Raw genomic sequence first — 16,141 nt, 5'->3', positions numbered from 1 at the left:
GACACCTCTCGATTCTGTTGACCTAGGTCTTACAAAACTAGGAACAGAATTGAATGGTGTTTATAATCCTGCTTCACTCAATCCTCATCTTTAGGAAAGGAAGTAAATAGATGGCTGGTACTCGAAAATCAAACCGTCGTGAAGAAATCCTGCAAGCGCTGGCACAAATGTTGGAATCGACCGAAGGTGCTTCTCGTATCACAACGGTAAAGTTGGCCAAGCAAGTCGGCGTATCTGAAGCGGCGCTCTACCGCCACTTCCCAAGTAAAGCACGCATGTTTGAAGGCCTAATCGAGTTCATTGAAGAAGCGTTGATGTCTCGAATCAACCGCATTCTAGATGAAGAGAAAGACACACTTGAGCGTATCCGCTTAGTCATGCAGCTTATCTTGGTCTTTTCTGAGCGTAACCCTGGATTGACTCGTATTTTATCGGGTCATGCTCTAATGTTTGAAAATGAGCGTCTGCGTGAACGAATCAATCAGCTTTTTGAGCGTATTGAAACTCAGCTTCGCCAAATCCTACGTGAAAGAAAACTTCGTGAAGGGAAATCGTTCCCGGTTGACGAGAAAATCTTAGCGGCTCAACTGCTCGGTCAGGTTGAAGGCAGTCTGAATCGATTTGTTCGCTCTGATTTCAAATATCAACCAACCGAAAATTTTGATGCTTACTGGGCACTGCTGAGCGCTCAAATTAAGTAAACCCAACCTTAAGTGATGGTTATGACGACGAAAACTTCTCCGGAAAACAGCACCGCACAACACGTTCTTACTAAGCCACCTTTTACCTTGGCTTTGCTCCACCCTAAACATTGGGGAGTTTGGTTCGGTTTTGGGTTACTGGCGTTTCTCGTTAACGTTCTACCTTACCGTGTACTACTGCTGTTAGGCCGTTCATTAGGCTCTCTTGGCGCTCGTTATGGCAAAAAACGGGTCGCTGTGGCAACACGTAACTTGGAACTTGCCTTCCCAGATAAGCCTGCAGACGAAGTCGCGGCTATGGTCAGTGAAAACTTTAAAAATACCGGCATGGCACTGATCGAAACCGGTATTACCTGGTTTTGGCCGACGTGGCGTTTCAAAAGAATCCTAGTGGATAAAGACACCCAAACGTTGCGTACACACAAAGCCAACGGTAAAGGCGTTCTTCTATGTTGTGTGCATGCCTTGAACCTAGAGATCACCGCACGAGCAATGGCGGTACTTGGTATTTCAGGTTTAGGTGTTTATCGCCCGCACAACAACCCAGCTTATGAATTCATTCAATACCGTGGCCGTACTCAAAATGGCAATCGGCTGATTCACCGTAAAGATGTGAAGCGTATGATTCGAATCCTGCGTCAGGGTGAGATCCTTTTCTACCTACCGGATCATGATTACGGTCGTAACAAGTCTGTGTTTGTGCCTTTCTTCGCAGTAGAAGATGCATGTACCACAACAGGCACCAGTATTCTGGCTTACACTAGCCGATGTGCACTTGTTCCGGGTTCAGGTTTTAGAAATGCCAACGGCAAATATGAAATCATGGCTGATGAGTCAATCGAAGAAAACTATCCGCAGAAAGATGAGAAAGCGGCTGCCGCGTATATGAACAGCTATCTTGAGAAGATTATCTTACGAGCGCCAGAGCAATGGATGTGGCTGCACAAACGCTTCAAAACCATGGAAGATCCAGAAGTTGAACGCGGCATTCGTTACAAATAAAGTAGCCGTTATAAATAGAGTAGCCGCTACAAATAAGCGTCTATCTTCAGATAAGAATGCAGCTCAGCCTCACAAGATTTAAGTAAAAAAGGCCCGAAAGATTTTCATCTCTCGGGCCTTTCTCTTTTTGAAATTCTAAACCTAGGGATCTAAACCATTAGGTTAAGAACTTCAGGCATTAGATACCATATTGAGCGCGGTACGCTTTTACAGATTCTAGATGTGCTGCGTCGGTGCCTTTCTCTTCAAGGAAAGTAACCAAGTCAGTCAGGCTAACGATTGAGATAATCGCACAACCGAAGTCACGCTCTACTTCTTGAATCGCAGACAACTCGCCTTTGCCCTTCTCTTGGCGGTCAATCGCAACCAACACACCCGCTAAGTCAGCGCCGTTTGCTTGGATGATTTCCATCGACTCACGGATCGCTGTACCAGCAGTGATCACGTCATCAACTAACATGATACGACCTTCAAGTTCGCTACCCACTAGGTTGCCACCTTCACCGTGGTTTTTCGCTTCTTTACGGTTGAAACAGTAAGGCGTGTCCACATCGTGGTGATCCGCTAGTGCAACCGCTGTTGTTGTTGCGATTGGGATACCTTTGTATGCAGGGCCAAATAGTACGTCGAACTCAATACCTGAATCTGCCAATGCTGCTGCGTAGAAGCGACCTAAACGCGCTAAGTCACGACCTGTATTAAACAATCCAGCATTGAAGAAGTAAGGGCTCTTACGGCCAGACTTTAAAGTAAACTCACCAAACTTAAGTACTTCTTTCTCTAGTGCAAATTCAATAAATTCACGTTGATATGCTTTCATGTTTTTCCTCTACGTTTATTCAATAAAACTTAACTTACGCTCTGCACTACCCTTTCGAGTTTTACAGACAAAAAAATAGCCCCTTTAAAAGGAGCTATTAAAAATGATTAGTCGGCCAACGCAGCTTTCTGCGCTTCGACGATATCGGTAATGCCCTTATTCGCTAGGGCTAAAAGTTGCATCAGCTCTTCGTGGCTGAACGGTTCGCCTTCTGCGGTGCCTTGAATCTCAATCATCTTACCGTCTTCCGTCATTACAACGTTCATATCGGTATCTGCTGCTGAGTCTTCAACGTACTCAAGGTCACACAGTGCTTGTGCACCAACGATACCCACTGAAACTGCCGCTACATGGCCTTTCATCGGGTTCTTTTTCAGTTTACCGCTTGCTAGTAGGCTGTTGATAGCATCCGCCATTGCAACGCTTGCACCTGAGATAGAAGCAGTACGAGTACCGCCGTCTGCTTGGATAACATCACAATCGACAGTGATCATGATTTCACCCATTACTTTCAGGTCAACAACAGCACGTAGGCTACGCGCGATCAGACGTTGGATTTCCATCGTACGACCACCTTGCTTACCGCTCGCCGCTTCACGACGGTTACGAGTGTGCGTTGCACGTGGAAGCATGCCGTATTCAGCCGTTACCCAACCCTTTCCTTGGCCTTTTAACCAACGCGGTACGTTTTCTTCTACCGTCGCATTACATAGAACTTTAGTGTTGCCGAACTCAACTAATACAGAACCTTCAGCATAAGCTGTGTAGTTACGAGTAATTTTAATTGGACGAATTTGATCTACAGCGCGGTCATTTGGACGCATTGGTATCTACCTTATTAACAGTCTGAAGTGATTTACTATCGAAAGAGTGCATCACCTAAGAAAGGGGTGAGACAGTTTTGATTGGGGCAAGATTATATAGCAGTTTATCTTTCAAATCTATTTACCGTTCAAAGCTATTTATCATGAAAGGCTATTTATAGTGAAAAGCGACAAGCTTCGGGAGCACACCATATCGTGATACTATGCGTGCGCGTTATTTTCAGAATGATAAAAGACAGGAAAATTCGATGATTTATAGTATGACCGCGTACGCACGCAAAGAAGTAAAAGGCGATTGGGGTACAGCAGTGTGGGAAATCCGTAGTGTAAACCAACGCTACCTAGAAACTTACTTTCGTATGCCTGAACAGTTCCGTGGTTTAGAGCCAATCCTACGTGAGCGTTTCCGTAAACGTCTAGCTCGCGGCAAAGTTGAATGTAACCTACGCTTCGAAGCAAACCCAGCAGCGAAAGGCGAGCTAAGCATTAACGAAGGTTTGGCTCAGCAAGTAATCAATGCTGCTAACCAAGTTATGACCATGACAGGAGAAGACAGCCGTCTGAACCCATTCCAAGTTATGAACTGGCCTGGCGTGATGGAAACGCCAGAGCAAGACATGGATGCCATCAACAAAGACTTACTAGAAGCATTCAACGATGCCATCGCAGAGTTCATTGACGCTCGTGCTCGTGAAGGCGAAAACATGAAAGCGCTAATCGTTCAGCGTTTAGATGCGATCACTGAAGAAGTAGTTAAAGTTCGTGCACGCATGCCTGAGATCCTAGAATGGCAACGTGAGCGTCTTCTTACCAAATTTGAAGATGCGAAGATTGAACTTGAAGGTTCTCGCGTTGAGCAAGAGCTTATCCTACTGGCTCAGAAGTCAGACGTAGCAGAAGAACTAGACCGCCTAGACTCTCACGTGAAAGAAGCGAATGTAGTATTGAAGAAAGGCGGTGCATGTGGCCGTAAACTGGACTTCATGATGCAAGAGTTCAACCGTGAATCAAACACGCTAGCATCTAAGTCGATCAGCACAGACATCACTGCATCAGGCGTAGAGCTTAAAGTTCTTATCGAACAGATGCGTGAGCAAATTCAAAACATTGAATAAGGTTCGCCATATTCTATATACAGATATGAAAATCAACTTAAGCCCCTATGATTAGGGGCTTTTTATTGATTCAGCCTCACTCGTTAAATCCCACCGATATAGCTAATTACTTCTTAAGAAATTAATTCCTTAATAGACGTCATGGTAATAACAAACGTTAATCCACAACACGTCAGATACAACTAAACAATATCAGTCAATTACAATGACCGAACAAACAATTGACACTATCAATGTGAACGCACATTTTATGGAACTAGTCACACATTCAATAACCATAAAAGATTAACGGGTAATTCTGAGATATAAACACTTTGTTTTATATGAATGAGTGGCTAGATATGAAAACTTTACAATCAGTTACACCAACACCTGAACAAATGAAATTAATGGTCCTACCAAGACCCGGAACAAAAATCGTCAGAGGCGCGGCTGGTAGTGGTAAAACTACGACCTCGATATTGATGATGAAATTATCAATAGGATGGCTTATTGACCATTTCGCTCAAAATAACAATGACGACCTCATTAATATCAGGGTATTTACTTTCAACAAAACCCTATCAGCCTACATTTCAGATCTAGTTGCAGAAGAGTCGCTTTTACCAGTAGCTATTAGAGATAAGCTGAACGTACAAGTAACAACTCTTTCGAAGTATATGTACCAAAGATTGGGACAAAGACCAACAATTTGGAGCGGTAATATTCAAGCGAGGAATATTCAACAGCTTGGTTTTGCTGCATCGATACCCCTCGAGTCACAGTTTTTAGCTGACGAAGTGGAATACCTTCTAGGCAGATTAAGTAAAGATGACCTAGAAAGTTATATCGATATGGAAAGGACTGGACGTGGCACTAAGCCCAGAGTCGATAAACAGCTACGCCGACAGATCCTTGACCAGGTTGTATATCCATATATACAGCGTAAAAACGACGCAAGCGCTCTAGATTGGAATGACTTATCTTTAACCTTTTCAAATGAAAAATTTGAAAATATTCACATTGCAATCGTCGACGAAGCTCAGGATTTTTCTGCCAACCAGCTGAAAGCTATTACAAATCAGCTTGCGGACATCAACTTTACAACCATTGTTTTGGATAGTAACCAGAGAATATATAAGAGGGGCTTTACATGGAAAGAAGCAGGGGTCGATACAAAAGAAACGACTTACGCTAGATTAGAGCTCAACTATCGGAATACTATAGAAATTGCCCAATTTGCAAGCCGATTGATTGAAAACTCTTCGATTGCGATTGATGATGACGGTACTCTACCTAAATTAGAAGCAATAACCAGAACTGGAGATAAACCTATCGTGGTTGAAGCTCGGTTCAGAGATCAAATGAACTATGTATTGGACTATTTACGAAATAATGTCGATCTAAATACTGAAAGTGTTGGCTTCTTACATGCCAAAGGAGGAGGTTGGTTTGATGAGATTAGAAGTCGCTTGCATCAAGCGAGCTTTGATTTTGTTGAAATAACAACAGAAAGTCATTGGCCGCCAGTTGATACTAACATCGCATTATCAACAATTCACTCAGCTAAAGGGCTTGAGTTCGATCATGTGTTTATAATCGGCTTAGAAGACAGGCATTTCTCTTTTGCCTCCCCAGACAATGAGGATGCTGACTACTCTACTGCTATCAAACTATTATCAATGGCCATCACACGAAGCAAGCAAAACGTAGTTATCGGCTATAACCCAAACAGTATGCCTTCTTTCCTAGAGCATTTAGATTCGGCCACCTACAAATTGGTGAAACTATGACCAATCCGTCCATTAGTAAACTAGTCGAGGCTAAAGAAATCACCGAGATCCTCCACTTCACAACAAATACTGGTTTTCTGGGTATGCTTTCTCAGAAGCAAGTTCTACCAAACTCCAAATTACATCAAGAAGATACTTTAGAGTTTATTTTTCAACAAAACTCTCAGTCTAGAAGAGAAAAAAACGCTAAGTGGTTAGATTACATTAATCTATCAATATCAAAGTTAAATCATGAGTTTTTTGGCTACTCACAGTACATTCACCGACACAAGGATATGTACTGGGTTGTGTTGTCATTTTCTCCTCAGATAATGTCACATCAAGGGGTATACTTTACGACAACAAATAACATCTATCCTTCGTGTATAAGAGAGCAAGGCGTAGAAGGATTTGAGAAAATGTTTAACGATCCTATAGAAGGCTTACGCCAACGCGACTTCTATCGAAACGGTTCGCATTTACCTTCGCATACAACGTGTGAACAAGCGGAAGTACTTTACCCTGCTGGACTTTCGCTAGAATACCTGAATCGGATTTATGTTTGTAATGAAGAAAGTAAGTCTTGTGTAAACGCTCAAATGATGTTGTATAACAACGCAATAGAGACAGTTGTTGCCCCAAGCGTATTCAATAGATAATGGGTTAAATTATATGACCACAGTGAAAGAAAAAGGAATAGTCCACTCCGCTCTTTGGGCAGCATACGGTGATGCTTTGGGCTTTATAACAGAACTAGCCGATAAGAAAATGGTAACCAAAAGAACTGGTTTAACTAAGATAGTAGAGTTAGTAGACTGGAAGCGTAAAGTCGGGGGTATGTACGGACCTCTGATTTCCTTACCTAAAGGAGCATATTCCGATGACACTCAGTTACGCCTGGCTACATCTCGCTCAATAAACTGCGATTATTATTTCAGTATCAATGCCTTTTCAAAAATAGAACTACCCGTTTGGTCAGTTTATGCCTTAGGCGCTGGTATTGGTTCTAAAATTGCGGCATCGGCTCTAGCTAAAAGAAATGTTGCCTGGTTCAGTAATTTTTATGACGGGAAATCTAAATATGTAAACTCAGGAGGTAATGGAGCTGTAATGAGGATTCAACCTCATGTTTGGGCATGCCGTTCTCCTGAGAACCCTGAGTTATTTATTAGTGACGTTATCAGAAATTCGCTTACAACTCATGGGCACCCAAGAGCAATCGCGGGCTCTGTATTTCATGCATTAACAATTGCATACGTATTAAGCAAGGAAAAGCTACCAGATATAGAATCTGCCAACGTATTCAACCAGTGGACGAAGGAAATACCAAGGATAATCAAGCAAGACATAAACTTAAGTACAGCATGGGTGCCTTTGTTTGAAAGCCAATTTGGTAAAACTTTAGATGAAGCATATGAGGAAGTGTATGTAGAAATTGCTGAACTTATACAGACTTTATCTAAATGGAAAGATAGCGACTCCCCTTCTTACGCGACATTAGTCGATGTTTTGGATCTCACAAATGTGAAGATTAGAGGTAGTGGTACGCTCACAGCTATAGCTGCTTTAGCTGCATCAACAATTAAAGAAGATCTAACAAGTCTCATGGTGACCATTGTAAACGCTTTAGGAACAGATACTGATTCGATAGCTACAATGGTTGGCGCGATCCGAGGAATCTTGGATGATTCTATGCCACCTCAAGATGTCCAAGACCAAGCTTACATTGTACAAGATGCTCAAAGGCTACATAGGATTGCCAATAACAATGAGGGAAATAACTACTTGTACCCTGACGCAATGTCTTGGAAAGTTCCAACGTCAACACTTGATTATGTAGCAAGCTACAAGGGCGAGTTAGTTTTTCCTCCTTTTGGGGTTGTCACTCCGCAGCAGGAGACATTCAGCAGTAACAACACTGAATCATATGATTACCACTACCAATGGGTATCTTCTAGTTTTGGGCAGTCATTCCTTGCAAAAATAAGAAGTTCTCAATCCATCCGAGAAATTGACAATCACCAAGCTTTAGATATTTTAGAGCCTAACAAAAAAATTGAGTCTATTAAGCCACAGTTGGAAATTGATTTGTCCTCAGCAGAGTCAACGAATACTCCTAGGGCGGCCTCTAATGGAAAAATAGACCTTGATGATCTAACATCCCTGGCTATCGCAAAGAACTTTGATCCAACGACTATAGGCAACCATCTAATCAGTGTGACCCACTCAGAGTTGGGCGTAAATGGTGCCATTGCTTATTCTGCTATTATTTCCAAAGCATTATCCGCAAGGAACAAGAGAAATAAATCTTAAGCAACACACTGTGAATAGCCATTAGCTGAATCAGTGTTGATTAACTTAAAGACAAGCTCCTAGTTTTAGGGGCTTTTTTTATGGATACAATAATGCCAATCAGGATGAGTAAGTTGTTACGCAAGAGGTTTGTTTGGAGCAAGAGATAGATACAGCTATAGATAAAACAGAGAAGCGGATGTAACAAAGGATTTTAGAATATTTTGAGGGGATATTACAGGTGGAACTGAGGGGAAAGATTTAAGGGAGAAAGTGACGCAAGTTGCTAATGCAACCTGCGTCGACTTAAAATCTTATAGAGCTACAACGTTTGCAGCTTGAAGACCTTTTTGGCCTTGCTCTACTTCGAAAGACACTTGTTGGCCTTCTTTAAGAGTCTTGAAACCTTCAGAAGCGATTGCACGGAAGTGTACGAATACGTCAGCGCCGCCGTTGTCTTGAGTTAGGAAACCGAAACCTTTCTCTTCGTTAAACCATTTTACTACGCCGTTTGTTTTGTTAGACATGATGTGTCCCTTATATAAAAATAAAAAATTAATCGCCAAAAGTGCGATGCGCTGAAAGCTTGAATTATTTAATGTATCTATGAAGCCAAGGGAAACACTGAGAATAACAATGAAGCAATACTAAGGGTTTTACTTTACAACTGATGTTTCATTTAATAACTCTGAAAACAGAGCGACGCCATTCTTGGTGATCTGGGCCGGGTTGTAAAGCTTTATTTGAAAAAATTGATGTTTTTTTGTTCGGTTAGCTTTTATTAAAGCCCTGCTCTGCCACAGAGCTTAATTTATAAGATTTTGATCTCAAAAAATTTACTCATCGTACGCACCCAAAAGTGCTCACCATCAGGTAAGACCGTATTTCTCGGGTCCATAGAAAAGCTCAACCACACCCCAGAGTTTGAAGGCAATGAAGACGACTTTATTTTCTGGTTGCTGAGCTTTATTTATCATAAAGCGGTCTTTTGATGATTAGCACTGGTGATCGGGTAAGTCCTGGGTTTTATAGAGATTGGCAATGTCGTGGTTCTTGTCTCTATGTTTAGCTTCATCTTCTCTTATGCAGAAGAGCACATCCAAAAACATGGCATTCTCGGGTAAACGATAATATTTAATCGCCATCTCAGGCGCGGGATGATTGGGCAACGTGCCATCTTGAATTTTCGAGATATATTCTGAGTAACTGTTGCAGGCTTCCTCTTCGAAATAGCCAACGATCCTATGTGCCGTTTTAGATGAGACTAAGTAAATCACGCCATAGATAAGTAGAAAGATGAACTGTAATAGCATCACTAAAATGCGTTCTATAATGGACGGCTTGGTAACGGTGAGGAAAATCATCAAATGCATCCGTTCATTATCCGCTTCGTCCAGTAGCTCTTTGATCCAACCACCGTCGTCTTTCATGCGGCGCAGAGCTTTGAGGTGATTGAACACTCCCGCCACCATGCCCGGCACAGCTGCTATGGTTTCCAACAACATCGCTCGTTTGGCTAAGTGTTTTCCATAAAACAAGTTAAGTGTCTTTTTGAGAAGTCGAGTAACAAGAAGTGCAACCTTTTCGGAGAAAATTTCAGGTTTATAATGAGTGCTTTCAAAATGCATAGCGTGTTCCTTATATGAGTCTAGTACTTACCAATCAACATTCATGCCAATACTCAAACCCTTATACAGCAAGGAGAAAACAACATTAAGAGTCATATTGACATCTAAATTTCAATACAACAAAAGACACATAGAAGTCTTATTGACTCATAAATTAAAGAATAAAAAACCCAGCAACATGGCCGGGCTCTTAATAGCTTATAACCTGATTGAGTTACTCATCCGGCTGCTTAGTTCGAAGATCGACATATGGCCAGTAATGATGCCCTACTCGAATTAACAGTGTGGCTGCAGCTAAGATAAAGGCAGCGACCGACAACCAAACGATAAGTACTGCATCTAACTCTTTCATACCTAAGGTGATGTAACGAGCAATCGCCATCATCGCAATGTAGATCGGGTATCGCACAGGGATCTTACCGTTCATCACAAATTGTTGAACCATCGCCAATACTTCCAAGTAAATGAACATCAGAAGAATGTCGGTCAGTTGCACTCGACGTTCCGCAAAGACGTGCATGAACTCTTCCATCATGGCAAACAGTGTCGCCAGTGTGATCGCCACCAATAGAACGGCTTCAAGAATGTGGAAAACCTTAAGGAAAGGCTTACTAAAAGACTTAGGTAAGTGAGAAGGCATAGTCACTCTTCAAAAATAATTAATCCAATCTCTACAATAGCATGCATCAATATAAGTCGCGCACTCTCAAGTTTAGGATAACGCCATCAATTAAACGTGAGCCAACCAAACAACAGAGACAAAAATGGCCCCACAGTCACTGCAGAGCCATCTGTCTTTTACTTACTGACTACTATTCACTAATCAAACTTATAGCAGAATCAAGTAAGTTAAGAACACCACACACAGGCCGTAGATAAGAGGGTGAACTTCTTTGCGCTTACCCGCGACAACCATCGTGAATGCGTAGCTGATGAAACCCATCGCCATACCGTTTGCTGGTGAGAAGCTTAAAACAGTGAACATGATGGTGAAGAAAGCTGCAATGCGTGACTCTTTCTTTTCCCAATTAATCTGACCAAGACGGCCAACCATGTAGATACCTACCACGACCATCGCAGGCGCGACCATTGCCGCTGAGAAGATAGAGAAGATTGGGTATAGGAATAGCGAAACAAGGAATAAGCCTGCCACCATCACCGCTGCTAAGCCAGTCTTCGCTCCTTGAGAAGAAGCAATACCCGATTCAGAGAAAGCGGTAATCGATGTAGTCCCTAAAATCGAACCAATCACCGTACCGCCCGCATCAGCAACCAAAGCTGATTTTGCGTTTGGTACCTTGCCATCTTTGTCGATGATACCCGCATCACGACCAACACCAACAATCGTGCTTAAGCCATCGAAGAAATCGACAATCAGGAAAATAAGGACGATGAACAATAGGTCGAACATTTTCTCAGGGGTGAAAGCTGAAAAATCAAAGATCGCACCGAAGCTTCCGGCCATGCTTGGTGGCATTGAAACGAATTGGTCTGGGATAGGAGCGTTTGATGTGCCTAAGAACACATCAGCCAGAATCGTCAATGCAATCGCTGAAACAAACGAGATAAACGTTGCCAGCTTAATGTCACGAACCATACAGCCCAGTGCGATGAAGATACTCACGTAAGCGATAACCACTTGTGGATCGGAGATGTCACCTAAGCCAACCAATACGAATGGGTTAGACACGATGATGCCTGCATTCTTAAGTCCTAAGAAAGCAATGAATAAGCCGAGAGACACGGTAATCGCCAGCTTCAAATCTTCAGGAATCGATTCAATCATCGACTTACGAATATTGGTCAATGAAAAAGCAAGATAAAGGATACCCGATAGGAAGATGCCGAATAACGCTTCATTCCAAAGTACCGCCACAGAACCACTTAACAGTAGGCCTTTGAAGAATCCGTTCATGCTCATCCCTGGAGCCAGCATCACTGGGTAGTTGCCCCAAATGCCCATGATAAGCGTTGCGATAGCCGCAGAAAGAGCGGTTGCCGTAAATACTGCCCCTTTGTCCATTCCCGGGATGCCACCCAAAATTGCTGGGTTAACCGCCAAGATATAACTCATCGCTAAGAAGGTGATAAAACCTGCGTATAGCTCAGTGCTGATCGTGGTCTTTCTCTCTGAGAGTTTGAACAGGGTGTCAAGCGAGCCAGACGTTTTCTGGGTTTTCAGGGTGGAGTCGGTATTCACAACAAAACCTATGTAATAAATTAAGAAATTTGAGATTCAAATGCTGTGAGAATAGAGGGGTCTCTACACTAAAAACTGTAGTCACCAAGGTAGGCTCGGTAGTAGAAACATCTAGTCCATATCACTAGATATATACAGCATTTAATCGTTTGCGCGGATTGTAAGGATTGAGATTAAAACTTCAACAAATTTTGTTCAGATCACATAAAAAACTGAACATGAATAGGTCATTACATTTATATGAAGATCAGACAAAGGATCATTTGAGAATAAATAACGATCAAGCCAGTTGTTCTCAATCATCTAAATATGCTACTCTTCGCCTCCATTTTTCTGACCTAATTTTCACCAGTTGTCTCTATTAGTTTTACTTGTTATCCCTTAATAGATGCAACCATCGGAACAAAAATTAGAGTCAGTGCTATCTTTTATAGTGTCGGTTTATCGCCCTCACTCAATCCAACCAACAGTGGAAATATACAGATGGGCATAGGTACTCTTTACATCGTATCTGCACCTAGTGGCGCAGGTAAATCGAGCTTGATCTCAGCAATGCTGGAAACCAATCCAACCTACGCAATGAAGGTATCTGTTTCACACACCACTCGCGGTATGCGCCCTGGTGAAGAAAATGGTGTTCACTACCACTTTGTAGAGAAACATCACTTTGAAGATCTCATCAAGAAGAGTGAGTTCCTAGAGTATGCTGAAGTGTTCGGCAACTACTACGGCACTTCACGTGTTTGGATTGAAGAAAACCTAAACCGCGGTATCGATGTATTCCTAGATATCGACTGGCAAGGTGCTCGTCAGATCCGTGAACAAATGCCTCAAGCGAAGAGTGTCTTCATTCTTCCACCATCAAATGGTGAGCTAGAGCGTCGTTTGAATGTTCGCGGCCAAGATAGCGACGAAGTTATTGCGAAACGCATGAGCGAAGCAAAATCAGAGATTTCTCACTATGCAGAATACGATTATGTGATCGTGAATGATGACTTTGATGCAGCCTTAATGGACTTCAGAGCAATCATTCGTGCGGAGCGCTTAAAAGAAGATAAGCAAGCAGCTAAATACAGCGGCATGCTTACAGCACTACTAGCGGAATAATCTAGAACTAGATTTTCCATTGAGATAAGTATACGGTGAGCTAGAAAGTCTCTAGTTAAACTTGTATACTTTCTCGTCATCTAAAATTTATTAGTTAATTACTATTTGGAGTCCTCATGGCACGCGTAACTGTTCAAGACGCTGTTGAAAAAGTTGGCAACCGTTTCGACCTAGTTCTTATTGCGGCTCGCCGCGCACGTCAAATGCAAACTGGCGGCAAAGATTCACTAGTGCCTGAAGAAAACGATAAGCCAACGGTTATCGCTCTTCGCGAAATCGAAGAAGGTCTTATCACTAAAGACGTACTAGATGCTCGTGAGCGTCAAGAGCAACAAGAGCAAGAAGCGGCTGAACTTGCAGCAGTAAGCAGCATCGCTCACACTCGTTAGCTCATATTCGCAAAAAGCGTCATTCGAACTAATTAACCTTCCGGGCCTTTAATTTGTATCTATTCGATAGCCTCAAAGACGTTGCCCAAGAATACCTAACAGAGCCTCAAATAGAGGCTCTGCGTCAATCTTATGTGGTAGCGAGAGACGCCCATGAAGGGCAAACCCGTTCAAGCGGTGAACCATACATTATCCACCCTGTAGCTGTTTCAAGAATCCTGGCAGAAATGCGTCTGGATATTGAAACCCTACAAGCAGCCTTGCTTCATGATGTCATCGAAGATTGTGATGTCACTAAAGAAGATCTCGAGGAAAAGTTCGGCAATACCGTTGCTGAATTGGTTGATGGTGTATCTAAGCTGGATAAGCTTAAATTTCGTGATCGCAAAGAAGCGCAAGCAGAGAACTTCCGTAAGATGGTTCTCGCCATGGTGCAAGACATCCGCGTTATCTTGATCAAATTAGCTGACCGTACTCACAACATGCGTACGCTTGGGGCACTTCGCCCTGACAAAAAGCGTCGTATCGCTCGTGAAACCCTAGAGATCTATTCTCCGCTCGCTCATCGCCTTGGTATTCATAACATCAAGACTGAGCTAGAAGAGTTGGGCTTTGAAGCCCTTTATCCTAACCGTTATCGCGTACTCAGAAATGTAGTGAAAGCTGCTCGTGGTAACCGTAAGGAAATGATCCAACGTATCCATAGCGAAATTGAAGGCCGTCTCGAAGAAGTCGGTTTGTCTGCTCGCGTCGTGGGTCGTGAAAAAAACTTGTTCTCAATCTATAACAAGATGAAAACCAAAGAACAGCGCTTTCACACCATTATGGACATCTACGCTTTCCGCGTAGTGGTTGATACCCCAGACACTTGTTATCGCGCACTTGGTCAGGCTCACAGCTTGTACAAGCCACGCCCGGGCCGCATGAAAGATTACATTGCGGTGCCAAAAGCCAACGGCTACCAATCTCTTCATACGTCAATGATCGGCCCTCACGGGGTACCTGTAGAGGTTCAGATCCGTACCGAAGATATGGAGCAAATGGCCGACAAAGGTGTCGCTGCACACTGGTCTTATAAGGGCAGTGGCTCACGCAGTAGCAATGGGACAACCGCACAAGTTAAAGCACAACGTTGGATGCAGAGCTTACTTGAGCTTCAACAAAGTGCAGGTAACTCATTCGAATTCATTGAAAACGTTAAATCTGATCTGTTCCCAGATGAGATCTTCGTGTTCACGCCGAAAGGTCGCATCGTCGAACTTCCTGCGGGTGCAACAGCGGTCGATTTTGCTTACGCGGTACACACCGATGTTGGCAACATGTGTGTAGGTGCTCGTGTCGACATGAACCCTTACCCACTCAGCAAGTCGCTTAAGAACGGTCAAACGATTGAGATCATCAGTGCTCCGGGCGCACGTCCAAATGCAGCATGGCTCAACTACGTAGTGACCTCACGTGCACGTACTAAGATCCGTCAGGTTCTGAAGACAATGCGCCGTGAAGAGTCGATTACGCTGGGTCGTCGTCTACTGAATCACGCACTTGGTGAACACTCTATTGCCGATATCGGTCAAGAGAATCTCGAGCATGTACTGTCAGACCTACGCTTAAGCAGCGTTGAAGACTTACTCGCATCGATTGGCCTTGGTGAATTGATGAGTATCGTGATTGCACGTCGCCTATTAGGTGATGCAGACGAACTGACGGAAGTCGAACACAACAGCGACACACCGAGGAAGAAATTGCCTATCCGTGGTGCTGAAGGTCTATTGCTGACATTCGCGAACTGTTGTCACCCGATCCCAGACGATCACATCATTGCCCATGTATCTCCAGGTCGTGGTCTTGTGGTTCACCGTGAAACGTGTCCAAACGTTCGTGGTTACCAGAAAGAACCAGACAAATACATGGCGGTTGAATGGTCTGACGATTACGACCAAGAGTTCACAGCTGAACTTCAGGTCGAGCTGCAGAACCATCAAGGTGCACTGGCTGAGTTAACGAACGTTATCTCAAAGACTGGCTCTAACATTCACGGTATTTCAACCGAAGAACGTGACGGACGCCTGTACACAGTGACTATCTTGCTGACCACTAAAGATCGTGTTCACCTTGCAAGTATTATGAAAAAGCTACGTGTGATGCCACACGCGCTGAAAGTAAGACGTCGCAAGAACTAGATCAAAGTAAAGATGAGGGATTCGAGATGGCGAGATGCGAAGAGCAAAAGACTTCGTGACTCACCATCTTGGCTCCACATCTTTTTTTTAAACTTTTCGTATCTCGATTACCCATATCCCGCATCCGCTCTT

Annotated in this window: 15 protein-coding genes and 1 riboswitch; of the genes, 9 read left to right on the top strand and 6 right to left on the bottom strand. The window is 43.2% G+C overall.

What is annotated here, in order from left to right:
* Positions 1-110 precede the first annotated feature (110 nt).
* Both slmA and lpxL read left to right on the top strand, forming a co-directional pair.
* Entirely contained in the window at positions 111-701 is a 591-nt protein-coding gene (gene slmA, locus OW495_RS12170) for a nucleoid occlusion factor SlmA (protein ID WP_016768952.1), read from the top strand.
* A gap of 21 nt (positions 702-722) precedes the next feature.
* Positions 723-1,703 carry an LpxL/LpxP family Kdo(2)-lipid IV(A) lauroyl/palmitoleoyl acyltransferase gene (gene lpxL, locus OW495_RS12165; protein ID WP_102361575.1) on the top strand — a complete coding sequence of 327 codons (981 nt, stop codon included), beginning with the start codon at positions 723-725 and terminating at the stop codon, positions 1,701-1,703.
* 178 nt (positions 1,704-1,881) lie between these two features.
* Here lpxL and pyrE read toward each other — a convergent pair whose 3' ends face one another.
* Together pyrE and rph are read right to left on the bottom strand one after the other, a co-directional pair.
* Positions 1,882-2,523 (bottom strand): orotate phosphoribosyltransferase, encoded by a 642-nt coding sequence (gene pyrE, locus OW495_RS12160; RefSeq protein ID WP_004735727.1) that lies wholly within the window; start codon positions 2,521-2,523, stop codon positions 1,882-1,884.
* Between the two features lie 107 nt (positions 2,524-2,630).
* Positions 2,631-3,347: a ribonuclease PH gene (gene rph / locus OW495_RS12155; RefSeq protein ID WP_004735726.1), complete on the bottom strand. Its 717-nt coding sequence runs from the start codon at positions 3,345-3,347 to the stop codon at positions 2,631-2,633.
* A 248-nt stretch (positions 3,348-3,595) separates the two neighbouring features.
* Here rph and OW495_RS12150 point away from each other — a divergent pair, with 248 nt between their 5' ends.
* The 4 genes from OW495_RS12150 (at position 3,596) to OW495_RS12135 (ending at position 8,526) form a co-directional block, all read left to right on the top strand.
* Positions 3,596-4,462: a YicC/YloC family endoribonuclease gene (locus tag OW495_RS12150; protein ID WP_004735725.1), complete on the top strand. Its 867-nt coding sequence runs from the start codon at positions 3,596-3,598 to the stop codon at positions 4,460-4,462.
* 341 nt (positions 4,463-4,803) lie between these two features.
* A complete protein-coding gene (locus OW495_RS12145) occupies positions 4,804-6,234 on the top strand; it encodes a 3'-5' exonuclease (RefSeq protein ID WP_157939946.1) in 1,431 nt (476 codons plus the stop codon).
* A complete protein-coding gene (locus OW495_RS12140) occupies positions 6,231-6,872 on the top strand; it encodes a DarT ssDNA thymidine ADP-ribosyltransferase family protein (protein WP_102514274.1) in 642 nt (213 codons plus the stop codon). Before OW495_RS12145 ends, OW495_RS12140 begins: the two co-directional genes overlap by 4 nt.
* 13 nt (positions 6,873-6,885) lie before the next feature.
* Positions 6,886-8,526 (top strand): ADP-ribosylglycohydrolase family protein, encoded by a 1,641-nt coding sequence (locus tag OW495_RS12135; RefSeq protein WP_102514289.1) that lies wholly within the window; start codon positions 6,886-6,888, stop codon positions 8,524-8,526.
* A gap of 293 nt (positions 8,527-8,819) precedes the next feature.
* On the opposite strand, the gene OW495_RS12130 is transcribed toward OW495_RS12135, so the two are convergent.
* The 4 genes from OW495_RS12130 to OW495_RS12115 form a co-directional block, all read right to left on the bottom strand.
* Entirely contained in the window at positions 8,820-9,032 is a 213-nt protein-coding gene (locus tag OW495_RS12130; protein ID WP_004735656.1) for a cold-shock protein, read from the bottom strand.
* Positions 9,033-9,500: 468 nt separating this feature from the next.
* Positions 9,501-10,133: an alternative oxidase gene (locus tag OW495_RS12125; RefSeq protein ID WP_102514273.1), complete on the bottom strand. Its 633-nt coding sequence runs from the start codon at positions 10,131-10,133 to the stop codon at positions 9,501-9,503.
* Positions 10,134-10,347: 214 nt separating this feature from the next.
* Positions 10,348-10,773: a phosphate-starvation-inducible PsiE family protein gene (locus tag OW495_RS12120; RefSeq protein WP_017109195.1), complete on the bottom strand. Its 426-nt coding sequence runs from the start codon at positions 10,771-10,773 to the stop codon at positions 10,348-10,350.
* A gap of 189 nt (positions 10,774-10,962) precedes the next feature.
* A complete protein-coding gene (locus OW495_RS12115; protein ID WP_102514272.1) occupies positions 10,963-12,333 on the bottom strand; it encodes an NCS2 family permease in 1,371 nt (456 codons plus the stop codon).
* A gap of 58 nt (positions 12,334-12,391) precedes the next feature.
* Positions 12,392-12,491, bottom strand: a riboswitch (purine riboswitch).
* 325 nt (positions 12,492-12,816) lie between these two features.
* On the opposite strand from OW495_RS12115, the gene gmk reads away from it, so the two are divergent.
* The 3 genes from gmk to spoT all read left to right on the top strand — a co-directional run bounded on the left by gmk (position 12,817) and on the right by spoT (position 16,009).
* Complete coding sequence (gene gmk / locus OW495_RS12110; protein ID WP_017109197.1) at positions 12,817-13,440, top strand: guanylate kinase; 624 nt, start codon at positions 12,817-12,819, stop codon at positions 13,438-13,440.
* A 116-nt stretch (positions 13,441-13,556) separates the two neighbouring features.
* The gene (gene rpoZ, locus OW495_RS12105) at positions 13,557-13,829 is read left to right on the top strand and encodes a DNA-directed RNA polymerase subunit omega (protein ID WP_009848003.1); all 273 of its coding nucleotides are present in this window, start codon (positions 13,557-13,559) and stop codon (positions 13,827-13,829) included.
* A gap of 53 nt (positions 13,830-13,882) precedes the next feature.
* Complete coding sequence (gene spoT, locus OW495_RS12100) at positions 13,883-16,009, top strand: bifunctional GTP diphosphokinase/guanosine-3',5'-bis pyrophosphate 3'-pyrophosphohydrolase (RefSeq protein ID WP_076667684.1); 2,127 nt, start codon at positions 13,883-13,885, stop codon at positions 16,007-16,009.
* The last annotated feature ends 132 nt before the right edge of the window (positions 16,010-16,141 follow it).

Source organism: Vibrio sp. 14N.309.X.WAT.E.F5 (genome assembly GCF_030397615.1).
Lineage (GTDB): Bacteria > Pseudomonadota > Gammaproteobacteria > Enterobacterales > Vibrionaceae > Vibrio > Vibrio lentus.
This window is presented reverse-complemented; position numbering and strand designations above follow the sequence as displayed.